Below are 25,332 nucleotides of genomic sequence, written 5' to 3'. Positions count from 1 at the left end.
GGCGAGCTCCCTTATACCGGATTTGCCACGTGGCAAGTCGGGACTGAGTGCACCGAGCGCAGCGAGGGCCGCGAAGGGGCGACACAGTTGGCACAGTCTACGGAGGCACGGCTGGGCCGCGGCCCGCCGGTCAGGGAGTGCGCGCAGAAGTGTCAGATCCGGCGCCCGCGACCAGCGGGCCGGATAAACGAAAGCCGGGGACCTGACATGCCGCCGAGCATACCCTCAGCGCTGCGCGCGGGCCGAGGCATATAGGCAGACGGCGGCGGCCGCGGCCAGGTTGAGGCTTTCGGCGCCGCCATAGATGGGCACGCGCACACGCCGGTCGGCCGCGCTCAGCACGGAGGCGGGCAGCCCGTGCGCCTCGGAGCCGAACAGCCAGGCCGTCGGAAGAGCGAGCTGACCGCCGTCGAGCAGGGAGTCCACGTCGTCCTCGCCGGTGCCGCTGGTGGCGAGCACCTGGAGGCCGCTGTCCTGGAGCAGGTCCACGACGCTCAACGGGGACCGGACGACATCGACGTGGAACAGCGAGCCGGCCGACGACCGTACACATTTGCCGTTGTAGGGGTCGACGGCGTCGCCGGCGAAGATGACCGCCCCGGCGCCCGCGGCATCCGCCGTGCGCAGCACGGTCCCGGCGTTGCCGGGGTCCCGGATCTCGGCGACCACCGCCACCAGCCGGGGGTTCTTGGCGAGGGCCTCGCCGATCGGCACGTCCGGCTGCTCGCAGACGGCGACCAGGCCCTGCGGGTGCACGGTCTCGGCGAGCGCCGCCAGGGCGTCGTCGGTGACCGGCGACAGCTCCGGGGCCTGCGCGGCGAGGTCGGCGTACCGGTCCAGCGCGGCCGGCGTCCCGAACAGTTCGATCACCGCCCCCGCGGCCAGCGCCTCACGCACGGCCTGCGGGCCTTCGGCCAGGAACCGGCCGCTCTGATCGCGATCCTTACGGCGCTGCAGACGCCGGGCCGCGACGATCCTGGGGGTACGGGGTGTGAACATCGCTCCGACCTGACGAAATGAGGACGCCCCCCGGCAAAGGGGGGCGTCCGAAACGTTCTACGCGTTAGCTCAGGCAGCCTGCGCGGCGGCGCCGCCGGTGCCCTCGGCCGCAACGGCCGCGCGAGCGATCTCGACGATGGCCGCGAAGGCAGCCGCGTCGTTCACCGCGAGGTCGGCCAGGATCTTGCGGTCGACCTCGACCTCGGCCAGCTTGAGGCCCTGGATCAGGCGGTTGTAGGTCATACCGTTCGACCGGGCCGCCGCGTTGATACGGGTGATCCACAGCTGGCGGAAGTCGCCCTTGCGGTCACGGCGGTCACGGTACGAGTACTGCATCGAGTGCAGCACCTGCTCCTTGGCCTTGCGGTACAGGCGGGAGCGCTGACCGCGGTAGCCGCTCGCGGTCTCGAGCAGGGTGCGGCGCTTCTTCTGGGCGTTTACCGCCCGCTTGACGCGTGCCATTCTCAGTTACTCCTTACAGGGGTACGGGTCAGGCGCGCGTCAGCGGCCCAGAAGCTTCTTCACTCGCGCGGTGTCGGCCTTGGCCACAACGACCGTTCCGGTCATCCGGCGGGTGACGTGGGAGCTCTTGTGCTCCAGCAGGTGACGCTTGCCGGCCTGCTCGCGCACGATCTTGCCCTTGCCGGTGACCTTCACCCGCTTACCCATGCCGGTGTGGCTCTTCATCTTCGGCACTTGACGCCTCTTTCTGATCTTTCCCCGCAACCGGGGGGTTGAGGGAAAAAGCTGGTCTATTCGACGACGGTGGTCTCGGCAGGAGCGGCCGGCGCAGCGCCCTCGTCCTCGCGCGGCTCACGGCCGGGCTTGGCGCCCGCCGCGGTGGCAGCAACGGCGGCGGCCTTGGTGGCCCTGTGCGGGGCCAGCACCATGATCATGTTCCGGCCGTCCTGCTTCGGGCTGGCCTCCACGAAGCCCAGCTCCGAGATCTCCTCGCTGAGCCGGCGGAGAAGCCGGAAGCCCAGCTCGGGGCGGCTCTGCTCACGACCACGGAACATGATCGTCACCTTGACCTTGTCGCCCGCCTTGAGGAACCGCACCACGTGACCCTTTTTGGTCTCGTAGTCGTGCGGGTCGATCTTCGGCCGCAGCTTCATTTCCTTGATGACGGTCTGCTGCTGGTTGCGCCGTGCTTCGCGGGCCTTGAGTGCGCTCTCGTACTTGAACTTGCCGAAGTCCATGAGCTTGCACACCGGCGGCCGCGCCATCGGAGCAACCTCGACCAGATCCAGATCGACATCCGCGGCCAGCTGGAGAGCACGCTCGAGCGGCACGATGCCGACCTGCTCACCCTCCGGACCGACCAGGCGGACCTCACGAGCCCGGATCTGTTCGTTCACGCGTGGTTCGACGCTGATGGGGCCTCCTCAGTTGATACCTCACCCGGCCGGGTGGGCCGGGTGCTGCCAATGTCGGTCGGCCCCGAGTGTCCCGCTGGCCGCGGGACGCCGGGAAAGCAGAAGGCCCCGCCTGCGATCTCGAAAGAGCGCAGGCCGGGGCCCGCTCGACCGGTCATCGGCGCCCAAAAGAGGACGCGCACCCAGCAGGGATCAACCCCTGCCAGGGAGACCGGACCCGGCCACTGATGTGACTCGGGTGGGAACCAGCGGGCTCCTCTTTCGCGCCCCTGAACAAGCAAGGGCGTGGTCGACTGCCCGCAATCCTATCAGGCCCGGTGAGAGGCGGAATGCAGAGCCCGCAGGCTACGGACCCCGTCGACCGCGTAGTCCTTGTCGACGGCCTGCAACGCGTGGACCGGCACCTGCTCGTCGTTCTCCAGCTCCAGGTGGGCCCACGCCGAGTTCCGGTCGAACCGGACGGCACGCACCACGGTCCACGGCAGGTCGTAACCGCCGATCACGTTGCGCACGTGCACACCCTCGTCGTCGGCGGTGACCCGAGGCCGGCAGAACGCCAGGACGCCCAGGCCGAGCAGCACACCCAGCCCGATCATGGCGAGCTGGTCACCGCGCTGGAAGCTGGCGTTCGAGTTCTGGAAGCCGGCCGAACCGGTCAGCCCGAAGCTGATCACCGTGAAGAAGAGCATCAGACCCACGGCCAACGGTACGGCCACCCAGCGGATCTTCTTGGGGCGGTAGAGGACGGCGGTCATCAGAGCCTGCAATTCGCGATGTCGGTGACGAGGATCGCCCGGGCGCCCAGGTCGTACAGCTCGTCCATGACCCGGTGCACGTCACTGCGCTGGACCATGGCCTCGACCGCGACCCAGCCCTCCCGGTGCAGCGGCGACACGGTCGGGGACTCGATCCCCGGGGTCAGGCTGATGGCCTGGTCGAGCAGGTCGGCGCGGACGTCGTACGCCAGCATGACGAAGTTGCGCGCGACGAGCACACCCTGGAGGCGCCGCAGAAGCTGGGCGGCGCCGTTGGGCACCTGCTCCTCGCGTCCGATGAGGATGGCCGACGACTTCATGATCGGCTCGCCGAGCGTGACCAGGCCGGCCTGGCGCAGCGTGGCGCCGGTCTCCACGACGTCGGCGATCAGGTCGGCGACGCCGAGCCGGACCGCGTTCTCCACCGCGCCGTCGAGGCGCACCACGTCCGCCTTGAGCTCGTGCTCGTCCAGGTAACGGCCGACCACCCCGGGATAGGCGGTGGCGATGCGGCGGCCACCGATCTGGCCGACGTCGGTCAGCGTCCCGGCCGGGGCCGCCCAGCGGAACGTGGCCCGGCCGAAGTTCAGGTCGAGCAGTTCGGCGGCCGGAACGCCGGAGTCGACCAGCAGGTCCCGGCCGGTGATGCCGAGATCCAGATCGCCCGAGCCGACGTACGTCGCGATGTCCTTCGGCCTCAGGTAGAAGAACTCGACGTTGTTGGCTTCGTCACGGCAGATCAGGTCTTTGGGATCGGTGCGCTGGCGGTACCCGGCGTCCCGCAACATCTGTGACGCCGGCGCGGAGAGGGTGCCCTTGTTCGGTATGGCGATGCGCAGCATGGACGTGCTCCTTCGATCAGTGAACGGGTCTGGCGGACGCGTGTCACAGATGTCGGTAGACGTCCTCGAGCTCCAGTCCGGAGGCGATCATCAGGACCTGGGCCTGGTAGAGCAGCTGGGAGATCTCCTCGGCAGCGCGTTCCGGCCCCTCGTGCTCGGCGGCCATCCACGACTCGGCCGCCTCCTCGACGACCTTCTTGCCGATGAAGTGGACTCCGCGTTCGAGCGCCTCGACGGTGCCCGAACCGGGTGTCTTGTCCGCCGCCTTGCGTTGCAACTCGGCAAACAGTTCTTCGAACGTCTTCACGAGTAGCGATTGTGGCAGCTCATCACGTCTTGACGACGAACGGCCCCAGCACATGGGACGTCTTCTAAGCTCCCGTCATGTTCAGCCGAACCCCTCTGGCCCTGGGTGGCGCAGCGTTCCTGCTCGCCGCAGTGACGGCCTGCTCCCCCGTGGAGGAGAACAACTCCGCCACCACCCCCTCGGCATCCTCCGACACCTGCGCGCCCGCCTCCCTGGCGACCAAGACCGCCGGCAAGCTCACCGTCGGCACCGACAACCCGGCCTACGAGCCGTGGTTCAGCGAGAACAAGCCGGACAACGGCAAGGGGTACGAGTCGGCCGTCGCCTACCAGGTGGCCGAGCGGCTCGGCTATCAGAGGTCCGACGTCGTCTGGACCGGTGTGATGTTCAACAACGCGATCGCGCCCGGCCCCAAGGCGTTCGACATCGACGTCAACCAGTTCTCGATCACCGACGAGCGCCGGGCCGCGGTGGACTTCTCGTCGCCGTACTACCTGGTCCGGCAGACCGTGATCACCACCAAGAAGTCCAAGATCGCCGGAGCGAAGTCGCTGGCCGACCTCAAGGACGCCAAGCTCGGCGCCCAGGTCGGCACGACCAGCTACCAGGCGATCACCGACGTGATCAAGCCGACCGCCGGCCCGGCCGTGTTCAACAACAACGACGACGCCAAGAAAGCGCTGGAGAACGGCACCGTCGACGGCATCGTGGTGGACCTGCCGACGGCGTTCTACATGACCGCCGCCGAACTGGAGGACGGCGTCATCGTCGGCCAGCTGCCCCAGGTCGGCGTGCCCGAGCAGTTCGGCATCGTGCTGGACAAGGGCTCCCCGCTGACCGGATGCGTCAGTAGGGCGGTCGACCAGCTGCGGCAGGACGGCACCCTCGCCGTACTGGAGAAGACGTGGCTCGCCGGCAGCTCCGGAGCCCCGGAACTCCAGTGAGCCACACGCCGAGCACCCGGCAACAGGAACGGATCGCCTACCGTCGCGGACGGGCGGTCCGTTCCGTTCTGCTGGCCGCCGCCTCGACCGCCGTCGTCGGCACGGTCCTCACGGTGGGCATCACCGGGGCGCCCGGCTGGGAGCGGGTCAAGGAGTCGTTCTTCGACCCGGAGACCGCCGTCGAGTACCTGCCGGAGATCCTCCGGGGGCTCTGGCTCAACGTGAAGCTGCTGGTGGTCTGCGCCACCCTGGCCATGGTGCTGGGCCTGCTCATCGCGGTGCTGCGCACGCTGCGGGGCCCGGTCTTCTTCCCGGTACGCGCCATGGCCACCACCTACACGTACTCGTTCCGCGGCCTGCCCCTGATCATCGTGATCTACCTGTTCGCGTTCGGCATCCCCGGGCTACGGCTCCAGGGCACACCGGACGTGCTGTGGCTGGGCGCCGCGGCGATCACCGTGACGTACGGCGCCTACCTGGCCGAGGTGTTCCGGGCCGGCATCGAGTCGGTGCACCCGAGCCAGATCGCGGCGGCCCGTTCGCTGGGACTGAGCTACCGCCAGGCGATGCGGCACGTGGTGCTGCCGCAGGCGGTCCGCCGGGTGGCGCCGCCACTGCTCAACGACACCGTGGCGCTCCAGAAGGACGTCGGCCTCATCTCGCTGGCCGGCCCGGTCGACGCCATCCGGGCCGCCCAGATCGGAGTGGCCCAGTCCGCCGACTTCACCCCGTACGTGGTGGCCGGTGTCCTGTTCGTCCTGCTCGCCCTGCCGCTGATCGCGGTCACCGACTGGGTGACGCTGCGGGCGGCCCGCCGTCAGAACGCGGGGTCCTGATGCTGCTGGCCATCGACAAGGTCCGGAAGGTCTTCGGCGACCACGTCATCCTCGACGACCTCAGCCTGGACGTGGCCGAGCACGAGGTGGTGGCCCTGATCGGCGCCTCCGGCTCGGGCAAGTCCACCCTGCTGCGCTGCGTCAATCTGCTCACCGAGGTCGACGACGGCGCGATCCACCTGGACGGCGAGGAGATCACCGACCCGCGTGCCGACCCGGACCTGGTCCGGCGGCGGATCGGCCTGGTCTTCCAGTCGTACAACCTGTTCCCGCACATGACGGTGCTGGAGAACATCATGCTCGCGCCGGTCCGCGTACACCGGAGGTCTTCGGACGAGGCGCGAGCGCAAGCGATGCAGTGGCTGGACCGGGTCGGGCTGGCGGAGAAGGCGGGCGCCTACCCGGACCGGCTCTCCGGCGGCCAGCAGCAGCGGGCCGCCATCGTCCGGGCCCTGGTGAACAGCCCGCGCCTGCTGCTGCTCGACGAGGTCACCTCGGCGCTCGACCCGGAGCTGGTGGGCGAGGTGCTCACCATGATCCGCGAGTTGAAGAGCGACGGCATGACCATGGTGCTGGCCACCCACGAGATGGGTTTCGCCAAGCAGGTGGCCGACCGGGTGGCGTTCCTGGACGGCGGCCGCGTCCTCGAACAGGGGCCGCCCGAGCAGGTGCTGGGCGACCCCGTCGAACCGCGGACCCGTCAGTTCCTGGCCCGGATCATCGAAGCAGGAAGGCTTTAGCGCGCCGCTTGACCGCTCCGGCGAGGCGTTTCGGGTCGCGCAGCCGGGTCACCCGCCCGACGAACGACACGGCCCGGACCGCCCGCCCGTTCTTGAGCCGGCGCAACTCGTCGCGCAGGGTGCGCAACTGCTGCTCCCGGGTGCGCAACTGCTGGTCACGGAAGCGCATGGTCCGCTCCAGGCCGAAGATGTGCCCGGCCTGCTCCTTGATCTTCTGCTCGGCGGCGGCCGCGCCGGCCAGGGCGCCACGCAGGTCGGTCCGCTCCTCCGCCGGGCCGGCCGGCGCCCGGCCCGCTTCGAGGATCTCCGCCGTCGGCTCGACGCCGGACATCGCGAGCCAGGTCTTCACCAGGTCGTCGCCGTCGGCCATCCACGGCGGCCACGGATGCCGCCGGCGCCCGCCGGCCAGCCGGTCCCGGAAGCGGAACCAGGCGGCCGCGAGCGGGATCTCCGGTCCGGCCGGCACGGCCACGAAATCGTGGATCTCGTCGAAGAACGCGCCGCCACCGGACTCGCCGAGCTTCGCGGCGTAGGCCCGGAAACCCGGCACGTCCTCGGCCGCGGCCAGCCGGAACAACACGGTCTCCGCGTTCTCGGCGTCCGGCACGATCCGGGCGCCGATCCGCCAGCCGTCCGCGCCCAGGTCCGCGGTCAGGGAGCCGGTGTAGGCGGTGTGCGCCGGTCCGGCCGGGCCGAGGACCACCAGCCATCCGGGCGCGACCGCGTCGAGCATTCCGGCGCGTGCCGCGGCTTCGGCGGCATCGGTCACCGGCGCGAGGAGCGGCGTCGCCGAGGCCTCTGCCGCGATTCCGGCCAGAGCGAGACGCGCTCCAGGAAAACCAGGCCTGGTACGCCGCAGAGCACCCGAATCCAGCAGGGTGTGCGTCGCGAACCGGGCGTACCGGTGGGTCACCGGGCCGAACACCGCCTCGATCTGCGCCGGCGAGGTGGGCCGCCGCGGGTCGTCGCGCAGCGGCCGCCACTCGTCGTCGGAGTGCCGCTCGTGGGCCGGCCGCCGGTCGAGCAGCCCGGTGATCGAGAACGCGTTCTCCACCGCGATGACGACCAGCGCTCCCGGTGCGGCCAGCCCGCGCAGCAGATCCGCCCGTTCCGTCCAGTCCAGCGCCGGCGAGTCCGGTCCGAGCAGACGGTCCAGTCCGTCGGCCGCGATGATCACGTCGTACCGGGTGGGGTTCTCGGCGGCCAGACCGTCGAGCGCGCCGTTGACGACGGTGCCCCGGTCCCGCAGAGCCGCGGCGTCGCCGACCGACCGGACCAGGACGGTCAGGTCCTCGCTGCGCCGGGCCAGGAGGTCCAGCACGCCGGCGTCGTGCGGCCCGGCGACCAGCGCCCGGCCGATCCGGACCGGCAACAGGTCGGCCAGCAGGGCGGTGAGCGCCGGCCCGCCGGCCGGGTTCTCATCGGTCCACGGCTGGAGTTCGCCACGGACGACGGGCGGCGGTTCGGTCTCAGTCACGGGGGTTCCAATCGAAGAGCATGCGCATCTCGGCCGCCGGCATGAGGTGGGCCCGGCCCAGTTCGACGTCGGTGGTGGCGCGGGCGGCGGCCAGGTCCACGTCCTTGCCGAGCATCTCCGGCCAGAGCCGGGCGATCCGGGCCTGCCCGCCGAAGACCGGGTTGTCGCCCTCCAGCTCCATGGCGTCGCCGTACACCGCGGGTTCGCAGCCGGCCGCGACACCGAAGAAGACCGCCGTGCTGAGCCGGTTGGCGGCGACCCGCTTGAACCGCCGGAACGTCTCCAGCTGCCGGTAGAGGAACCGGCGGTCGGTGCCCTCGTAGTTCCAGCCGCGCTTACCGAAACAGATCACGTCGAAACCGGCCTTCTCGTACGCCCGGCGCACCTCGGCCCGTTCGAACTCGGTGTAGTAGAGGCTGATCGTGACCGGCTCGGTCTCGGTCTCCCTGATCTCGGAGATGAGCCGGGCGTGGTCGCCCTCGATCCGGCCGCCCTTGCCGCCGCCCTCCCAGCCGTGGAAGAGGAACCACAGCGTGCCGCGGCGCTCCCGCTCCGGCACCACGCCGAGGTCCGGCTCCAGCTCCATCAGGTAGAGGAACGGCGCGCCGACCACGTGGTGGTTCCGCCGCCCGAGCGCGTGCCCCCGCCGCCGGTTGGCGTCCGCCCAGGTGTATCGCCACGCCCCGTCGAAGAACTCGTGCACCGGGTTCCAGCCGCAACCGACGTTCCACCCGTGCTGGAGGTAGCCCCGGATCCGCGGCGGGTGCTCGTCGTCCAGGCCGCAGTACCGGGCCAGGATGTGGGCCTGACCGTAGTAGTGGTTGTGGTGATGCATGCCGATCAGCTCGTCTCCAGGTGCAGGGTGCCGGCCCGGGTGCAGAGGAGGTGACGGGCCAGGTGCCGGGGCAGGCTGGTGAGGGCGAACGTCTCGGCCTGCACCGCGTGGTCCCCCGCGAAGAGCGTCCAGTCGGCCTCGTCCGCCGGTTCCAGGGACGCGGCGTCCAGGCGCGCCGCCCAGCGGCCCCCATCGAGCGTCATGGCGCAGGGTGCGTCCACGGCGTCGTCGGAGTTCGGCTGGAACCGCCGCCACACGATCCGCCGGTAGTCGACACCGTCCCAGCGCGGGCCGGAGACGGTGATCACGTCACCGTCCACGGTGATCGCGGAGGCGCTCACCCGGGCCGGCGCCTCGACCAGGTTCAGGTACTGCCCGGGTGAGCGGGCGATGCTGAGCACCCGGTCGCCGTAGGGCACGCTCACCGCCCCGGACAGGCCGGTGATCAGCAGCAGCGAGTCGCCGATCTTGGGGATCAGCAGGGTTCGGCCGAGAAACGGGTCGTCCGGGCTGGTGGCGTCGACCACCGCACGCACCGGGATCCGGGCGGTGAACGTGCCGTCCGGGCCGGTCTCCAGTGGCACCCGCACGTCCCGGGCCGCCCGCGACAGCACCAGCTCCCGGGCCGCCGTGCCGGACGGCAGCCGCCCGCTCAGCACCAGCGCGTCACCGTCCGCCACGGCGCCGGTCAGCTCGGCCGCACCGGCGATGCGCCGCAACCGCATGCGGCCGTCGGAGGCGCGAGCCGGCTGAAACCAGGCGTCGCCGATCCGGGCCCCGACCGGGTAGACCGCCTGTAGCCCGAGCAGGCTCCGGCGGCGGACCGGGCCGCTGCGCATGGTGGCCATCAGGCGTACCGAGCCACGCTGCCGGGGGATGGCGGCGAGCACGCTGCGCGGCACCCGCGTCTCGAAGCCGGTGACCCGCTCGTCGCCGCCCGGCACCGGGATCCGCCGAACTCGCAGCGGGGTGGCCCGCAGGCCGGCGAGCAGCGTCATCCGCAGCGTCGCGTCGTCGTCCGCCGGCATGTGCAGGATCTCCGCCGTGCCGCGCAGCACGAGCGCGTCGTCGGCCCATTCCAGGTGGGTGGCGGCGGCCCGCAGCTCCAGCTCCTTGCGCGCCAGCCGGTAGACATCGGCCGGCACGCCGGTGGCGTCCCGCGAGCCCGGGTAGGCGCTGCGGTACCGCCAGGGCAGGATCGGGTGCCGGTCGGCGCGGACCCCGGCCGCCAGGCCGCCGTCGGCGCGGAACCGGGCCAGGCGCTGGAGCAGCTCGACGTCGCCGGACCGCAGCGCGTAGTACTCCAGCCGCTGGAACGCCGGAATCCGCTCCAGCACCTGTTCGTCGAGCCGTCCGGTGAGCCGCCGGCCCAGCCCGAGCAGGGCCGGCACCTCGTGCTCGGCGGCCGCGGCGAACGCCTGCACCACCGTGGTGAGGTCGATCTGGGCCAGATGGTGGTGCACCTCGGGGCGCAGCCCGGGCGCGCGGCGGTCCACCATGTCCAGCACCATCTCGGCCGAGACGACCCGGTCCTCGAGGTTGCCGAACACGAACTTCTGCTGGGTGATGGACTCGCCGGACTCCCGCTCACGCCAGTAGTAGGTGGGCGCGGCGAGGCAGTCGACGGTGACCGCGTCGAGGTGGGCCTTGAGCGTGACCGGGTAGTCCTCGTAGCGGATCGCCGGGAACCGGTACGCGAACTGGTCCCAGAAACGCCGCCGGTAGACCTTGTTCCACACCATCCGGTCGATGGCCAGCCCGGGGAACTCGAGCACGTGGGTGGCGGGCCGGTCGGCGGCGAAGGCGAGCCGGTGGACGTACGACTGGCGTACCCCGGCGGTGTTGTTGAACCGCCGGGCGTTGCCGCCGGCCAGCGACGAGGAGGTGCGGTCCAGCGACCGGATCAGCATCTCGTAGGCGTGCCGCGGCACCAGGTCGTCGCTGTCGACGAACGTCAGGTACTCGCCCTGGGCGTGCTCGACACCCAGGTTGCGGGCCGGGCCGAGGCCCTGGTTCTCACTGGTGACCAGCCGGAACCGCGGATCCGCCGCGCAGAACGCCCGGGCGATCTCGGCGCTGCCGTCCCGTGAGCCGTCGTCGACCAGGACGACCTCGAAGTCCCGGAAGGTCTGCCGGGCCAGCGAGTCGAGGCACGCGGCCAGGTAGCGCTCGACGCCGTAGTACGGCACGACGATGCTGAGCCGAGGGAACACCGTGGGACACCAGTCTCGGAATAGGGCTGCGGACCGGGGAAGCATCCCGGCGCCGGGCACCTATTCCGAGAACGGAGGGTGTCCTCAGGGTGAAGACGCTCTATTGCTTGGAGACCTCACGGATCGTGAGTGCGGCGTCGAGCACCGCCACCGTGCTCTGCCAGCCCTTGTCCTCGATCGAGTCCTCCAGGCCGGCCCGGTCGCGGGCCTGGCCCAGGCTGTGCACGGTCAGCACGCCGTGCGCCACCGGAGTCTCCTCGTCCAGCGCCACCCGGGTCAGGCCGGTGGTCACCGCGTCACACACGTACTCGAAGTGCTGGGTCTCGCCCTTGATCACCACGCCCAGGGCGACCACCGCGTCGACCCGGCGGGCCAGTGCCTGCGCCACCACCGGCAGCTCCACCGACCCGGCCACCCGGGCGGTGATCACCTCCGTGACGCCGCACGCCTCCGCGGCGGCCTGCGCCCGGCGGATCATGTGACCGACCAGGTTGTCGTGCCACCGGGAGCCGACGATGCCGAGCCGGAGCCCGGCCGCGTCGACGGTGTGCAGGTGCGGATCACCGAAGCCGGCCATGTATGTCCCCCTTTTTCATTGCATCATCACCCGAATCGGGACGGTTCTCAGCCTAGTGCTTCGAAGAGGTGGCCCATCCGGTCCCGCTTGGTACGCAGATACCGGACGTTCTCCGGGTGCAGCCGGACGGGCAGCTCCTCCCGCCCGGTGACGCGCAGACCGTACCCCTCGAGGCCTGCTCTCTTGGCCGGATTGTTGGTGAGCAGCCGCATCGACCGGATGCCGAGATCCGCGAGGATCTGCGCGCCGGTGCCGTAGTCACGGGCGTCGGCCGGCAGCCCCAGCTCCAGGTTGGCGTCGACCGTGTCGAGACCGCGGTCCTGCAGCTGGTACGCCTGCAACTTGTGCAGCAGGCCGATGCCGCGGCCCTCGTGACCGCGCATGTAGAGCACCACCCCGCGCCCGGCCGCGGCCACCCGTTCCAGCGCGGCGTCCAGCTGCGGGCCGCAGTCGCAGCGCCGGGAGCCGAAGACGTCCCCGGTGAGGCACTCGGAGTGCACCCGGACCAGCACGTCCTCGCCGTCGGCCAGGTCGCCGTAGACCAGCGCCACATGCTCGCCCTGGTCGGCCTCGGTGCGGTAGCCGACCGCCGTGAAGACCCCGTGCTCGGTCGGCAGGACCGTCTCCACCACCCGCTCCACCTGGCTGCCCTGACGGTGCCGCAGGTAGGCGACGAGCTCCTCGATCGAGATCAGCACCAGGTCGTGCTCGGCCGCGAACTTCTCCAGGTCCGGACGGCGCTGCATGGTGCCGTCGTCGTTGACCATCTCGCAGAGCACCCCGGCGGGCCGGCAGCCGGCGAGCACCGCCAGGTCGATGGAGGCCTCGGTGTGGCCGGGGCGGCGCAGCACACCGCCCGGCTTCGCCCGCAGCGGCACGATGTGGCCGGGCCGGGACAGGTCTCCCGGCTCGGTCTCGGCCGAGGCGAGCAGCTGGATGGTCCGTGCCCGGTCGGCGGCCGAGATGCCGGTGCTCACGCCGTGCTTGGCGTCCACGGTGACGGCGTACGCGGTACCGCGCTTGTCCTGGTTCGTGTGGAACATCGGCGGCAGGTCGAGCCGGTCGGCCTCCTCCTCCGGGAGGGGCACGCAGATGTACCCGGACGTGTAGCGGACCATGAAGGCGACCAGCTCCGGCGTCGCGTGCTCGGCCGCGAAGATCAGGTCTCCCTCGTTCTCCCGGTCCTCGTCGTCCACCACGATGACCGCTTTACCGGCCGCTATGTCGGCGATGGCGCGCTCGATGCTCTCAAACATTGCGGCTCCCCAGCATCTTCTCGACGTACTTGGCGATCACGTCGACCTCGAGGTTGACCGGATCGCCGATGGCCTTGCTGCCCAGCACGGTCAGCTTCGAGGTAGCCGGGATCATCCCGATCGCGAAGCTGTCCCCGTCGACCGCCATGACGGTGAGCGAAACCCCGTCCACGGTGATCGACCCCTTCTCCACCACGTATTTCGCCAGCTCGGGCGGCAGCGAGAAACGCACCACCTCCCACTGGTCGGCGGGCTCGCGGGCGATGATCCGCGCCACCCCGTCCACGTGCCCCTGCACCAGGTGGCCGCCGAGGCGGCTGCCCAGGGCGGCGGCCCGCTCCAGGTTCACGTTGCTGCCCGTCCGGAGAGCTCCCAGCGAGGTCCGCCGCAGCGTCTCGCCCATCACATCCGCGGTGAATACCCCGTCGACGTTGTCGATCACGGTCAGACAACAGCCGTTCACCGAGATCGAGTCGCCGTGCCGCGCGTCCGAGGTGACCAGCGGGCCCCGGACGGCGATGACCGCCGAGTCCTCGCTGCCCTCGGTGAGGCGCACGACCTCGCCTAGCTCTTCCACGATTCCGGTGAACATAAGTGAATGCCTTTCAATCCGATTTACGGGTGGAGGGCGGGGTGGTCGGAAGGCTTGGGGCGCGGGGTCGCTATGAAACGCAGATCGCCACCGATCGGCGTGATGTCGGTGATGTCCAGCTCGACGGCGTCGGTAATGGTTCCGACGCCGGCGTCGACCAGGGCGGTCCGGCCCGCCCCGAGCAGCTTCGGCGCGACGTAGCCGATGACCCGATCGACCAGTCCGGCGCCGAGGAAAGCTCCGGCGAGTGTGGGCCCGCCCTCCAGCAGCACGTTGCGGACGCCCTTCGCATACAGCCCGGCGAGCAGCGCGGACAGGTCGACGCGGCCGTCCGGCCCGGCGCCGACCGCGGCCGTCGTGACGATCCAGGTGGGCGCGGCCGCGTCACGCACGCGGGCGTTCTCCGGGGTACGCCCGGCGGAGTCGACGACCACACGCAGCGGCTGCTTGATGGCGAGGGTGCCGTCCCGCAGGTCACGGACGGTCAACTGGGGGTCGTCGGCCAGCACCGTCCCGACGCCGGCGACGATCGCGTCCACGGTGCCGCGCAGCACGTGCACGTCGGCCCGGGACTCGGCCGAGGAGATCCACTGGCTGGTGCCGTCCGCCGCGGCCGACCGCCCGTCCAGGGTCGCCGCGTACTTCCAGGTCACGTAGGGCCGGCTCCGGCGCACCGCGGTCAGCCAGGCGACGTTCCCCTTCTCCGCCTCGGCCCGCCGCACCCCGGTGACCACCTCGATGCCGGCCGCCCGCAGGGTCGCCGCGCCGCCCGCCGCCACCGGCGTCGGATCGTCGACCGCGATGACCACGCGGCGCACCCCGGCGCTGATCAGCGCCTCCGAGCACGGCCCGGTCCGCCCGGTGTGGTTGCACGGCTCGAGCGTCACCACGCAGGTGCCGCCCCGGGCCCGCTCCCCGGCCTGGGCCAGCGCCACGATCTCCGCGTGCGGACCGCCGGCATACGCGTGGAAGCCCTCGCCCACGACGTCGCCGTCCGGGCCGAGCAGGAGGCAGCCGACCACCGGGTTCGGGCTGGTGGTTCCGAGGCCCCGGGCGGCCAGCGCGACAGCGCGGCACATCGCCTCGTCCTCGGTCACCATCTCCGGGTCCTCTCACGCGGAACGGTCACGCGCCGAGAAGAGTGGGAGAAAACGACAAGAATCGAACAGCGAGGGTACGCTTCGCGCACCCCGGCCGCATCGCGCCGACAAGGGCACGACCGTCCGATTCCGCGCGCTGTCTCCCATCCGGACTGTCTGACCAGCTTTCGCCGATCAACCGTCGGCCCTGGAGTCACACCAGGTCCACCGGCTGCCGTGGTGCGGGCAGCCGGGTCGCGGGCTTACCGGCACGGGTGTGCCGGATCACCGCCGGTTCGGAATTTCACCGAGTCCCGCCAGCGCGTGGTGGGTCAACCCCGAGTCTTGCACGATGACGAGATTTTGCCACCTCCCCCGCGACCTACTTCACATCGCAGCGCTCACCGCCGGAGCTGGGGTAGACACTGTCTACCGGTCTTGGTAGACAGTGTCTATGGACCTGGACCAGGGACTCCGCGCCCGGCTGGTGGAGGTCGGCGTGGAGCTGTTGCAGGCCGAGGGACACACCGCCCTGTCGCTGCGGGAGATCGCCCGGCGGGCCGGCGTGTCGCACGGCGCCCCCCGGCGCTACTTCCCGACCCACCTCTCACTGCTCTCCGCGATCGCCCGGGCCGGCTTCACCGCCCTGGCCGCCGAGGTCGACACCGCCCTCACCGCGGCCCCGCCCGAGCCGCGCGCCCGCATCGTCGCGCTGTCCCGGGCGTACACCGGCTTCGCCGCGACCCGGCGCGGCATGTTCGAGCTCATGTTCCGGCACGACCTGCTCCAGAGCGGCTACCTCGGGCTGCGCGAGGCCGGCCTGCCGCTGTTCCGGCTGCTCACCGGCCTGGTCTCGGAGGCCCGGCCGGGCGGCGGCCAGCCGCCCGAGGTCACCGCCGGTGTGCTCTGGGCGGCCCTGCACGGCATGGCCGAGCTGCGCAACTGGGGCAGCCTCCAGCTCGCCACCGGCGCCTCCGACCCCGCTCCGTTCCTCGACGCCATCCTCACCGCCCATCTGGGCCCCGACTCGGGAGATGACCCGGCATGACCCGCACCCCGCCGCTGTACGCGCTGACGAAGGGCACCCTCGGCGCCCTCGCCCGGACCGTGTGGCGGCCCACCGTCACCGGGCTGGAGCACCTGCCCCGGGACACCGGCGCCATTCTCTGCCCCAACCACCTGGCCATCGCCGACCAGATCTTCCTGGGCGTGAGCACACCGCGGCACATCACGTTCTGGGCCAAGGCGGAGTATTTCAACACCCCCGGCCTGCGCGGCGGACTGAACCGGCGCGTGGTGTCCGGCATGGGCGCCATCCCGGTCGAGCGGGCCGGCGGGCGGGCGGTGCTGGACGCCTTCGCCTCCGCCGTACCGGTGCTGCGCTCCGGCGGCCTGGTCACCGTCTTCCCCGAGGGCACCCGCTCGCCGGACGGCCGGCTCTACCGGGGCCGCACCGGCGCGGTCCGGCTCGCCGCCCAGGCGGGTGTGCCGATCATCCCGGTCGGCATCACCGGCACCGACCGCATCCGGCCGCCCGGCTCCCGGCTCCCCCGGCCCGTCCCGATCACGATCACCTTCGGCCCCGCCCTGCCGGAGGCCGGGCACGCCACCGGACCCCGCGACTTCCGGGCCCACACCGACGAGGTGATCCGCCGCATCCAGGCGCTGACCGGCCAGGAGTACGTGCCCGCCTACGCCCGCTGACCCGTCACTCCGCCTCGCTGCGCCGGCGGTCGATCGCCACGTACGACCCCGGCTGGGACTTCGCCACCTTCTTCATCTCCGAGGCGACCCCGATCACCACCCGCGGGTCGGCGAACCTGCGCCCGTCGTTGGTCGCCTGGGCCACCCCGATGGAGAGCGTGACCAGCGCGGCCTTCTGCTTGTTGCCCCGCCGGTCGGGCACCTCGATGTAGCCACGCCGGGCGTCCTCCGGCTCGTACAGCCGGTCGGCGGCGGCCTCGAAGTCGGTCACCGTCCGCTGGGTGAGCGGCAGCACCTGGTCCGGATGGCAGATGAAGACGAAGTCGTCACCGCCGATGTGGCCCAGGAAGATCGACGGCTTGCCGGTCTGCGCGCTGGCCCGTTGCAGGCTGCGGGCCAGGGCGATGATGAACTCGTCGCCACGGTCGAACCCGTACACGTCGTTGACGCTCTTGAACCGGTCGACGTCGATGTAACCGACCGAGTAGTCGCCACCACTGCGCATCCGGTCGCCGATCTCCCGGCGCACCCGCGCGTTGCCGGGCAGGCCGGTCAGCGGCGACACCTCCCGGGCGTCCTTGTTGCGCCGCAGCGTGGTGGTCACCCGGGCGAGCAGCTCGGCCGTGTCGAACGGCTTCACCAGGTAGTCGTCGGCGCCCGTGGTGAGCCCGAAGACCTTGTCCACGGTCATGCTCTTGGCGGTCAGCATGATCACCGGAAGGGCCGAGGTGAGCGGCTCGGCGCGCATGTGCCGGATCAGCTCGACGCCGTCCATCCGCGGCATCATCCAGTCCACCACGGCCAGCGCCGGCCGATGCTCCTCCAGCAGCTCGAGCGCCTCCTGCCCGTCCCGGGCCCGGATCACCTCGAAACCGTGCACCTTGAGGTTGAACTCGACGAAGCTGGCGATGTCCTGGTCGTCGTCGACGACCAGGATCAGGTCGGGACCCTCCTCCGGGTCGAGCTCCGGGTCGGGGCTCTCGGGGAGTCGCGACTCAGCCGTGCTCATCGCGCCACCTCCGCTGCGCTCCGGCGTCGCGATGAGCTATCAACGATGCCTGCCGGTTCGCTCGCAAGCTCGCTCACTGAACCCGTCCTGCCATGCGTTGCATTCTGGCCACAGGCGGCCGATCACGCCAGCCCCATCCGGCCCGCGGCCAGACCGCGCAGTTTCCGGATCGCCTCGGCCGGGTCGGCGGCGCCGTAGACCGCGGTGCCCGCCACGAAGGCGTCCGCACCGGCCTCGGCGGCCTGCTCGATGGTGTCGGCCGCGATGCCGCCGTCCACCTCGATCCGGATCTCCAGGTCGTTGACCTCGGCCCGGCGGCGCACGTCCCGGACCTTGTCCAGCATCTCCGGCATGAACGCCTGACCGCCGAAACCCGCCTTGATCGTCATGATCAGGATGGTGTCGAGGTACGGCAGCAACTCCAGGTACGGCTCCACCGGGGTGTCCCGGTCGATGGCCAGCCCCGCCTTGGCGCCCGCCGCCCGCAGTGTCTTCGCCAGCGCCACCGGGTCGTCGCACGCCTCGGCGTGGAAGGTCACGTTGTAGGCGCCCGCCTCCGCATACCCCGGCGCCCAGCGCTGCGGGTCGGCGATCATCAGGTGCACGTCGAACGGGATGGTCGTCGCCTTACGCAGGCTCTGCACCACCGGCAGGCCGATCGTGAGGTTCGGCACGAAGTGGTTGTCCATGACGTCCACGTGCACCCAGTCGGCCGCTCCCTCGATGGCGTGCACCTCCTGCCCGAGGCGGGAGAAGTCGGAGGCGAGGATGCTCGGCGCGATGATGGGCGATCGTTCCACGGCACGAAGTCTATGACCTGCGCCCGCCACCGGGTGCGGGCCGGGCCGATCACCGGCCCGGCCCGGGTCCTGTCCCGCGGGACAGGACCCACCCGTCAACTGGTCCGGCGAAGAACCGCCAGGAACATGGCGTCCGTCCCGTGCCGGTGCGGCCACAGCTGCACGGTCGGGCCCGAGCCCAGCCCCGGCATGCCCGGCGGCAGCAGCGGACGGGCGTCCACGAAGTCGACCTCGACGCCGCTGCGCCGGGCCCCCTCGCTCACCGTCACCTGGGTCTCCACCATGTGCGGGGAACACGTCACGTACGCCACCACACCACCCGGCCGGACCGCCCGCAGCGCCGCCACCAGCAGCTCCCGCTGGAGCCGGGTGAGCGTCGGCAGGTCGGACGGCTGACGGCGCCAGCGCGACTCCGGCCGCCGCCGCAGCGAACCCAGCCCGGTGCACGGCGCGTCCACCAGCACCCGGTCGAACGACTCCTCCGGCAGATCCGGATCACGGCCGACGGACCGGCCGTCCATCGGCAGCACCGTCACCGGCATGCCCTCGGTGGCGATGTCCACCAGACGGGCCCGGTGCTCGGCCACCTCGACCGCGGTCACCTCGGCGCCCCGCCCCGCCGCGATCGCCCCGATCAGGCCGGTCTTGCCGCCCGGGCCGGCGCACAGGTCGAGCCAGCGGGTGTCCTGGCCCTCGATCGGCGCGGCCAGCAACGCGGCGGCCACCAGCTGCGAACCCTCGTCCTGGACGTGGGCGCGACCGTCGCGGATGGCGGCCAGGTCGCGCGGCGCGCCACCGTGCAGATAGACGGCGTACGGCGAGAAGGCGCCCGGCACACCGTCCACCTCGTCGGCGAGGTCCACCGCGTCGGCCCGCCCCGGACGGGCGCACAGGTGCACGGCCGCCGGCTGGTTGTCCTCGATGAGCAGCCGGGCGGTCTCCTCCAGATCGCCGCCGAGCGCCTCGGCGAACGACCGGATGATCCACTGTGGGTGGTGGTGGATGACCGACAGGTTGCCGATCGGATCGTCCTCGTACGACGGGGCGACCCGCTCCAGCCAGCCCTCCAGCGGGGTCTCGGTGACCGTGCGCATCACCGCGTTGGCGAACCCGGTCGCGCCGGGCGCCACCGAGCGGACCAGGTCGACGGTCTGGTTGACCGCGGCGTGCGGCGGCACCCGGGTGTAGAGCACCTGATAGACGCCCAGACGCAGCGCGTCCCGCGCGGGCGGGTCGATCCGGGCCACCTCCCGCTCGGCGGCCGCCGCGATGATCAGGTCGAGGGTGCCGAGGGCACGCAGGGTGCCGTAGGTCAGCTCGGTCGCGAACGCCGCGTCCCGCCCGTGCAGGCCCATCCCGTTCAGGATGTCGGCGAGGACCAGGTTCGCGTACGCGTCGTCGCGGTGGACGGCGGCGACCGCCTCGTACGCCGCCTGCCGGGCCGGATCCGCCGGCGGCCGGCCGGCGCGCGGTGCCCGGCCGCTGCGGTCGTCCCGTGAATGGCCGGGACCGCTCGGCCGGCTCGGTCGTCCGCCGTGCGGGCGGGACGCCCTGTGCTCCGTCACGCTGTTTCTCCTTCGGCGTGCTCTACTGGCTCGTGTCCGGCTGGCTCCCAGCGCTGTCTCGAAGCGCTTGAAACAGCCCTCACCGCCAGCTGGATCTTTTCGGCTCGCTTCGCTGCGGTGCAGTCGATCACGCCAGTTGTTCCCCTGCTTCGATTCGCATGCCGCGCGCCCAGTCGGTCGCCGACATCGCCTTCTTTCCAGCCGCGCGCACCTCACCGAGTTGCACGGGCGTCGTGGCCGTACCGGCCAGCACCTGCTTGCGCTCCACCAGCAGCTCGCCCGGTCGCAGCGCCGGCGCGTTCGCCACCGGGCGCACCGGGCCCAGCTTGAGCCGCTCGTCGCGCAGCGTGGTCCAGGCGCCCGGGGCCGGGGTGCACGCCCGGATCCGGCGGTCCACCGCGAACGCCGGGTCGGTCCAGCGGACCCGGGCGTCCTCGACGGTCAGCTTCGGGGCGAGCGACACCCCGTCGTGCGGTTGCGGGTGCGCCCGGGCGGTGCCCGCCTCGATGGCGTCGAGCACCGCGACCAGCAACCCGGCGCCCTCCACGGCAAGCCGCTCCAGCAGCGCGCCGGAGGTGTCGTTGAACCGGATCTGGTCGGTCAGCGTGCCGTAGACCGGGCCGGTGTCCAGCCCGGCCTCCAGCTCGAACACGCTGGCCCCGGTCACCTCGTCGCCGTGCAGGACGGCGTGCTGCACGGGGGCCGCGCCACGCCAGGCGGGCAGCAGCGAGAAGTGCAGGTTCACCCAGCCGTGCTTCGGGATCTCCAGTGCGGTGGGCGGGACCAGTGCCCCGTACGCCACCACGGGCACACAGTCCGGCGCGAGCCCGCGCAGCCGCTCCTGGAACTCGGGGTCCCGCGGCCGCTCCGGGGTGAGCACCTCGATGCCGCGCTCGTCGGCCCACGCGGCGGCGGGCGAACGGACCAGGCGGCGGCCCCGGCCGGCCGGCGCGTCCGGGCGGGTCACCACGGCGAGCAGCTCGTGCCCGGAGGCGGCGATCGCGTCCAGGCTGGGCACCGCCACGGCCGGGGTGCCGGCGAAGATCAGGCGCATCGGCTCACCTGCCCGGACTGAACAGGCCGGACCCGAAGACGCCCCGGCCGTGCGGGCTGTCCTTGACGGTGGGGGGCTTGGCGGCGTCGTACCACTCCGCGGAGCGGATCTGCTTCATCGCCTCCTTGCGGGCCGTGGCGTCGAGCCGGTCCAGGAAGAGCACGCCGTCCAGATGGTCGGTCTCGTGCTGCACGCAGCGGGACATCAGGCCGGTGCCGACCAACTGGACCGGGTCGCCGAACTCGTTGAAGCCGTTGGCCACCACGTTCTGCCGGCGTTTGGTGTCGATGTAGATCCCCGGGATGGACAGGCAACCCTCCGGGCCGTCCTGCTCCTCCTCGTCGGGGAAGGAGAGCACCGGGTTGACGATGTGCCCGACCACGTCGTCCACGTCGAAGCTGAACACGCGCAGACCGACACCGAGCTGCGGGGCGGCCAGACCGGCGCCGCCCTCGTCCTGCATGGTCTCGATCAGGTCCTTCACCAGATTGCGCAGTTCCTTGTCGAAGTCGACGACGGCATCGGCCGGGGTGCGCAGCACCGGATCACCGAAGAGACGGATGGGCTGGACGGTCACGCGCGGAGACTCCTGACTCTGGTGGGCAGCACCTGCCCAGTCTACGGAGTGACGCGCGCAACTCCGCGCGTGACAGTGGCCCGCGTTCGCGCCCTCCGGACCATCGGTGGCTCGCCGGGGTCAGAAGAGGTCGGCCGGGTCCACCTGGATGCGAACCGGGAGGGCGGCCTTACGGGCGCTGCGCACCCCGGCCGCCTCGTGCAGGGCGTGCGCCAGGTCGGCGGCTCGCGAGCGGGACACCCGCAGCAGCATCCGTTCCTGCTCCTCGGGCGCCGGGACCGGGCCCAGGATCTCGGTCTCCTCCGGCAGCCGGGCCAGCGACAGCAGCTCGGCCACCGCGGCCGCCTGGCCGGTCACGCTCGCCATCCGCGCGGCCGGCGGAAAGCCCAGGTCGCGGCGCTCGGCGAGCTCACGGGCCGCGAACCAGCCGGGATCCCAGCGCAGCAGCGCCTGCACCGGGGCGAGCGCCCCGTCCGCCACCACCACGACCCGGCCGCCGTCCGGGGCGGACCGGGCCAGCGCCGCCGCGTTCAGCCAGCGGCGCATGGTCTCCTCGGCGGCGCGCAGATCGGCCCGGCTGAGCAGGGCCCAGGTGTCCAGCAGCAGCACGGCGCCGAAGCCGCCATCGGCCACCGGCTCGGCCCCCGGGGTGGCCACCACCAGGGCCGGCGCGGCGGGAACCGTGTCCAGCACCTCGTCCCGCCCGGAGGTCCGCACCGGGACCCCGGCGAACGCCCGCCCCAGCTCCTCGGCGGTCCGCCGGGCCCCGATCACCGAGGCGCGCAGCCGTTGCTCGCCGCAGGCCGGACAGCGGAACGCCGCGGCCGCTCGCGCGCACCAGTGGCAGATGGGGACGTCCCGCGCCCCCTGCAGGCCCAGCGGCCCGGAACACTTCGGGCAGCGTGCCGGGGTGCGGCACTCGGCGCACGCCACCGAGGGAAGATAGCCACGGCGGGGCACCTGCACCAGCACCGGAAAGCCCGCCTGCAACGCCTGCCGGGCCGCCTGCCAGGCCAGGCTCGGCAGGCGAGCGGTGACCGCCCCGGGGTCACGGGCCAACTGCGGGTCGTCGCCGGTCGGCGAGATGATCGGCGAGCGGCGCCGCAGCGTCATCCGCTCGGCGGCGATCTCCCGCGCCCAGCCGGTCTCCAGCAGCAACTGCCCTTCACCGGTACGCGCGAAGCCCGCCACCAGCGCCGCACAGTCCGCCAGCCGCGCCCGGGTGAGCAGCACGTCCCGCGCGTGCGGGTAGGGCGCACGCGGCTCGGCGTGCAGATCGTCCCCGTCGTCCCAGATGACCACGAGCCCCAGGTCGGGCACCGGCGCCCACATCGCGGCGCGGGTGCCCACCACCACCGGCACCTGATGACGGCCGGCGGCGAGGAATCGCCTGTAACGCTCGGCGGGCCCGAGCGCCGCGTTCAGCGCGACGTGCCGCCCCTCGCCCAGCACCGCGAGTAGCGCCCGGTCGACCCGCTCCAGGTCACGCGCGTCGGCGACGACGATCACCACGCCACGGCCGCCACGGACCGTCGCCGCGGCCGCCTCCGCGATGCGAAGCGCCCAGTCCTCCCCCGGCAGCGCCGACCAGACCGCCCGCGCGGGCCGCCGGTCCGTCAGCGCCCGCAGATAGGCCGGTCCGGCCGGATACGCATCCCACCCGCCCACCACGGGCTCCCGAATCCCGGCCCACCCCCGCGCCGGAATCTCCGCGGCCTGCTCCGGCGCGCTCTCGTCCGCGGCCGGCCCCCGCTCGGACGGCACGTCACCGCCCGCCTCCACCTCAGCCGCGGCGGTCGGACCGGCCACAACTCCCGCCCCCACCTCAGCCCCGGCGGTCGGACCGGCCACAACTCCCGCCCCCACCTCAGCCCCGGCGGTCGGACCGGCCACAACTCCCGCCCCCGCCGACGAACCCGGCACAGGAACGGGTGAAGCGGGTGAAGCGGGTGAAGGTGGGGCGGACGGAGACGAGGCCGGCGCGGCAGGCGCGGGTGGGGTCGCTGGGGTTCGAGAGGGCAGCGCCTGGCTCTCCACCCGGGCGTGGCGGGGTGGCACCGCGAGCCGGAGGACATCAGCCAGATTGCCCGCGTAACGATCGGCCACCGCGCGGGCCAGCCGGGCGATCTCCGGGTCGAGCACCCGCTCGGGGGACACCACCTTCTCCAGGTAGGCCAGCTTGCCGTCGTGCTCGGAGGACTCGGCCCGGCCCAGCAGGAAGCCGCTCACCAGCTGCCCGGCGAAGCGGACTTTGACCCGCACACCGGGCTGGGCCGCCTCGTCGTCGGCCGCGGAGACCAGATAGTCGAACGGGCGGTCGAGATGCGCCAGCGGCATGTCGACGCACACCCGTGCGATCGGCAGCCGCTCAGCCGGCTCCCGATCGGCACGCACTCCCCTGGTCCCCATCGCCGACCATTCTGCCCGGACCCCCTGACACTTCCGGCCGTCGCCGGGCCCGGCGTGCGGAACCACTCGAGCGGCACGGCCGGAACCGAGCGGCTCCCGGCATGAGGGACCACTCGAGCGGCCCGGCCGGAACCGAGCGGCTCCCGGCATGAGGGACCACTCGAGCGGCACGGCCGGAACCGAGCGGCCCCCGGCGTGAGGGACCGCTCAAGCCCGGCGGCCGTGGCACGACCGGGACGGCGCGGCGAGATCAGCCGGCTCCCACGGCGCCCGGCTCCGGCGTACCGGAAGAATGGTCAATGGGTGAGGCAGCTGACGGTCTGATGCCGGAGGTCGATCTCGACGATGTCCGGGAAGCGCAGATCCGCCCAGAAGCGGGCCGGATCGGTCGCCAGCTGGTAGCGGCTGGCCATCCACACGGTCGGGGCGAGGCCGTGGGTGCCGATGACGAGTGTCCGGTTCTGTTCGGCGGCGGCCGTCGCATGCCGCACCACGGCCGCGTCGAAACGCTCGATCACCTGGTCGCGCGGCTCCCAGCCGTCGGGGCACTCGCCGCGGGCGTAGGCCAGCGCCGCCGAGTGGTAGCCCTCGTCGGTGAACCAGACGTGCGGCCGGTGCACCTCGGCGAGGCCGGGGTCGGTCGCCACCCGCTGCGCCCCGGCGATCTCCTGCACGGTCTGCGCGGCCTTCGGCTCGGGGCTGGCCACGTAGTACGCCGGATGACACACGTGCAGCCGCATCAGGCGGGCCGCCACCCGGCTCTCCTGTGCCAGCTGCCACTGCTCCGCAGGCACGTTCGGATCGACCGCCGGCATCGCGTGCCGGACGACGATGACCCGCTCACCCTTGACGGCCGTCATCACGGAAGAGTAGCCGCCAGAACCACCCATGACTCTCATGCGAACGAACACGCAAAACAGGCCTCGGCGGATCAAGCAGAACGGCGCCCTCCCCGAAGCGGGAAGGACGCCGTTCGATGAAACCGGGTCAGGACGCGGCGTTCTTCAGGTCCTGGGCGCGGTCGGTGCTCTCCCACCGCAGGTCCGGCAGTTCGCGGCCGAAGTGGCCGTACGCGGCGGTCTGCTGGTAGATCGGGCGGAGCAGGTCGAGGTCGCGGATGATCGCGGCCGGGCGCAGGTCGAAGACCTCGTTGATGGCCTTCTCGATCCGCTCGACCGGCACGTTCTCGGTGCCGAACGTCTCGACGAACAGCGAGACCGGGTGGGCCTTGCCGATCGCGTAGGCGACCTGGATCTCGCAGCGCTCGGCCAGACCGGCGGCCACCACGTTCTTGGCGACCCAGCGGGTGGCGTACGCCGCCGACCGGTCCACCTTGGACGGGTCCTTGCCGGAGAACGCGCCGCCACCGTGACGGGCGTAACCACC

At 72.0% G+C, this 25,332-nt stretch carries 27 protein-coding genes and 1 riboswitch; of the genes, 5 read left to right on the top strand and 22 right to left on the bottom strand.

Translation table 11 applies throughout. The features are described from left to right. Window positions 1–225: 225 nt before the first annotated feature. The 7 genes from KZ829_RS37715 to KZ829_RS37685 form a co-directional block, all read right to left on the bottom strand. A complete protein-coding gene (locus tag KZ829_RS37715; RefSeq protein WP_220148620.1) occupies window positions 226–999 on the bottom strand; it encodes a TrmH family RNA methyltransferase in 774 nt (257 codons plus the stop codon). A 69-nt stretch (window positions 1,000–1,068) separates the two neighbouring features. Beyond that, window positions 1,069–1,461, bottom strand: a complete 393-nt coding sequence (gene rplT, locus KZ829_RS37710; RefSeq protein WP_183226626.1) for a 50S ribosomal protein L20 — start codon at window positions 1,459–1,461, stop codon at window positions 1,069–1,071. 39 nt (window positions 1,462–1,500) lie between these two features. Next, complete coding sequence (gene rpmI / locus KZ829_RS37705; RefSeq protein WP_043528306.1) at window positions 1,501–1,695, bottom strand: 50S ribosomal protein L35; 195 nt, start codon at window positions 1,693–1,695, stop codon at window positions 1,501–1,503. Window positions 1,696–1,751: 56 nt separating this feature from the next. Next, on the bottom strand, window positions 1,752–2,357 hold the full coding sequence (infC, locus tag KZ829_RS37700) for a translation initiation factor IF-3 (protein ID WP_220148619.1): 606 nt from the start codon (window positions 2,355–2,357) through the stop codon (window positions 1,752–1,754). Between the two features lie 326 nt (window positions 2,358–2,683). Continuing rightward, on the bottom strand, window positions 2,684–3,130 hold the full coding sequence (locus tag KZ829_RS37695) for a PH domain-containing protein (RefSeq protein ID WP_220148618.1): 447 nt from the start codon (window positions 3,128–3,130) through the stop codon (window positions 2,684–2,686). Continuing rightward, entirely contained in the window at window positions 3,130–3,972 is an 843-nt protein-coding gene (gene hisG, locus KZ829_RS37690; RefSeq protein ID WP_220148617.1) for an ATP phosphoribosyltransferase, read from the bottom strand. Before hisG ends, KZ829_RS37695 begins: the two co-directional genes overlap by 1 nt. A 43-nt stretch (window positions 3,973–4,015) precedes the next feature. Beyond that, window positions 4,016–4,279, bottom strand: coding sequence for a phosphoribosyl-ATP diphosphatase (locus KZ829_RS37685; protein ID WP_183226630.1), 264 nt, complete (start codon window positions 4,277–4,279; stop codon window positions 4,016–4,018). A gap of 77 nt (window positions 4,280–4,356) precedes the next feature. Between KZ829_RS37685 and KZ829_RS37680 the strand changes: the two genes are divergently transcribed. From KZ829_RS37680 to KZ829_RS37670, 3 genes are read left to right on the top strand one after another with little or no spacing between them, the layout of a single operon-like run. Further along, window positions 4,357–5,223: an ABC transporter substrate-binding protein gene (locus tag KZ829_RS37680; RefSeq protein WP_220148615.1), complete on the top strand. Its 867-nt coding sequence runs from the start codon at window positions 4,357–4,359 to the stop codon at window positions 5,221–5,223. Continuing rightward, a complete protein-coding gene (locus KZ829_RS37675) occupies window positions 5,220–6,059 on the top strand; it encodes an amino acid ABC transporter permease (RefSeq protein ID WP_220148614.1) in 840 nt (279 codons plus the stop codon). Before KZ829_RS37680 ends, KZ829_RS37675 begins: the two co-directional genes overlap by 4 nt. Further along, window positions 6,059–6,799 carry an amino acid ABC transporter ATP-binding protein gene (locus tag KZ829_RS37670; protein ID WP_281428337.1) on the top strand — a complete coding sequence of 247 codons (741 nt, stop codon included), beginning with the start codon at window positions 6,059–6,061 and terminating at the stop codon, window positions 6,797–6,799. Before KZ829_RS37675 ends, KZ829_RS37670 begins: the two co-directional genes overlap by 1 nt. Here KZ829_RS37670 and KZ829_RS37665 read toward each other — a convergent pair. From KZ829_RS37665 to ribD, 7 genes are all read right to left on the bottom strand, one after another. Further along, window positions 6,777–8,276, bottom strand: a complete 1,500-nt coding sequence (locus KZ829_RS37665) for a hypothetical protein (RefSeq protein ID WP_220148613.1) — start codon at window positions 8,274–8,276, stop codon at window positions 6,777–6,779. The genes KZ829_RS37670 and KZ829_RS37665 overlap by 23 nt on opposite strands. Continuing rightward, entirely contained in the window at window positions 8,269–9,111 is an 843-nt protein-coding gene (locus KZ829_RS37660) for a hypothetical protein (protein ID WP_220148612.1), read from the bottom strand. Before KZ829_RS37660 ends, KZ829_RS37665 begins: the two co-directional genes overlap by 8 nt. A 5-nt stretch (window positions 9,112–9,116) precedes the next feature. After that, window positions 9,117–11,324: a glycosyltransferase gene (locus KZ829_RS37655; RefSeq protein WP_220148611.1), complete on the bottom strand. Its 2,208-nt coding sequence runs from the start codon at window positions 11,322–11,324 to the stop codon at window positions 9,117–9,119. A 100-nt stretch (window positions 11,325–11,424) separates the two neighbouring features. Beyond that, the gene (ribH, locus tag KZ829_RS37650) at window positions 11,425–11,901 is read right to left on the bottom strand and encodes a 6,7-dimethyl-8-ribityllumazine synthase (protein ID WP_220148610.1); all 477 of its coding nucleotides are present in this window, start codon (window positions 11,899–11,901) and stop codon (window positions 11,425–11,427) included. Window positions 11,902–11,948: 47 nt separating this feature from the next. Next, window positions 11,949–13,157, bottom strand: coding sequence for a bifunctional 3,4-dihydroxy-2-butanone-4-phosphate synthase/GTP cyclohydrolase II (locus tag KZ829_RS37645; protein WP_220148609.1), 1,209 nt, complete (start codon window positions 13,155–13,157; stop codon window positions 11,949–11,951). Continuing rightward, window positions 13,150–13,749: a riboflavin synthase gene (locus KZ829_RS37640; RefSeq protein WP_183226638.1), complete on the bottom strand. Its 600-nt coding sequence runs from the start codon at window positions 13,747–13,749 to the stop codon at window positions 13,150–13,152. Before KZ829_RS37640 ends, KZ829_RS37645 begins: the two co-directional genes overlap by 8 nt. 23 nt (window positions 13,750–13,772) lie before the next feature. Further along, window positions 13,773–14,849: a bifunctional diaminohydroxyphosphoribosylaminopyrimidine deaminase/5-amino-6-(5-phosphoribosylamino)uracil reductase RibD gene (gene ribD, locus KZ829_RS37635; protein ID WP_220148608.1), complete on the bottom strand. Its 1,077-nt coding sequence runs from the start codon at window positions 14,847–14,849 to the stop codon at window positions 13,773–13,775. A 131-nt stretch (window positions 14,850–14,980) separates the two neighbouring features. Further along, a riboswitch (FMN riboswitch) is annotated at window positions 14,981–15,154 on the bottom strand. A gap of 128 nt (window positions 15,155–15,282) precedes the next feature. Here ribD and KZ829_RS37630 point away from each other — a divergent pair. Both KZ829_RS37630 and KZ829_RS37625 read left to right on the top strand, forming a co-directional pair. Then, complete coding sequence (locus KZ829_RS37630) at window positions 15,283–15,876, top strand: TetR/AcrR family transcriptional regulator (RefSeq protein ID WP_220148607.1); 594 nt, start codon at window positions 15,283–15,285, stop codon at window positions 15,874–15,876. Further along, on the top strand, window positions 15,873–16,532 hold the full coding sequence (locus KZ829_RS37625; protein ID WP_220148606.1) for a lysophospholipid acyltransferase family protein: 660 nt from the start codon (window positions 15,873–15,875) through the stop codon (window positions 16,530–16,532). Before KZ829_RS37630 ends, KZ829_RS37625 begins: the two co-directional genes overlap by 4 nt. 4 nt (window positions 16,533–16,536) lie before the next feature. Here KZ829_RS37625 and KZ829_RS37620 read toward each other — a convergent pair whose 3' ends face one another. From KZ829_RS37620 to KZ829_RS37585, 8 genes are all read right to left on the bottom strand, one after another. Then, window positions 16,537–17,541: a GGDEF domain-containing response regulator gene (locus KZ829_RS37620; RefSeq protein WP_220148605.1), complete on the bottom strand. Its 1,005-nt coding sequence runs from the start codon at window positions 17,539–17,541 to the stop codon at window positions 16,537–16,539. A 122-nt stretch (window positions 17,542–17,663) separates the two neighbouring features. Beyond that, window positions 17,664–18,341, bottom strand: a complete 678-nt coding sequence (rpe, locus tag KZ829_RS37615) for a ribulose-phosphate 3-epimerase (RefSeq protein WP_183226643.1) — start codon at window positions 18,339–18,341, stop codon at window positions 17,664–17,666. 95 nt (window positions 18,342–18,436) lie between these two features. After that, a complete protein-coding gene (locus KZ829_RS37610) occupies window positions 18,437–19,906 on the bottom strand; it encodes an RsmB/NOP family class I SAM-dependent RNA methyltransferase (RefSeq protein ID WP_220148604.1) in 1,470 nt (489 codons plus the stop codon). 127 nt (window positions 19,907–20,033) lie between these two features. After that, window positions 20,034–20,960 (bottom strand): methionyl-tRNA formyltransferase, encoded by a 927-nt coding sequence (fmt, locus tag KZ829_RS37605; RefSeq protein WP_220148603.1) that lies wholly within the window; start codon window positions 20,958–20,960, stop codon window positions 20,034–20,036. Between the two features lie 4 nt (window positions 20,961–20,964). Beyond that, window positions 20,965–21,537: a peptide deformylase gene (def, locus tag KZ829_RS37600; protein ID WP_220148602.1), complete on the bottom strand. Its 573-nt coding sequence runs from the start codon at window positions 21,535–21,537 to the stop codon at window positions 20,965–20,967. A 120-nt stretch (window positions 21,538–21,657) separates the two neighbouring features. Further along, complete coding sequence (locus KZ829_RS37595; protein ID WP_246636942.1) at window positions 21,658–23,946, bottom strand: primosomal protein N'; 2,289 nt, start codon at window positions 23,944–23,946, stop codon at window positions 21,658–21,660. A 296-nt stretch (window positions 23,947–24,242) separates the two neighbouring features. After that, the gene (locus tag KZ829_RS37590) at window positions 24,243–24,806 is read right to left on the bottom strand and encodes a histidine phosphatase family protein (protein ID WP_220148601.1); all 564 of its coding nucleotides are present in this window, start codon (window positions 24,804–24,806) and stop codon (window positions 24,243–24,245) included. Window positions 24,807–24,933: 127 nt separating this feature from the next. After that, the coding region (locus KZ829_RS37585) for a methionine adenosyltransferase domain-containing protein (protein ID WP_220148600.1) at window positions 24,934–25,332 on the bottom strand (399 nt) is incomplete at its 5' end.

Source organism: Actinoplanes hulinensis, from assembly GCF_019429605.1.
GTDB lineage: Bacteria > Actinomycetota > Actinomycetes > Mycobacteriales > Micromonosporaceae > Actinoplanes > Actinoplanes campanulatus.
This window is presented reverse-complemented; position numbering and strand designations above follow the sequence as displayed.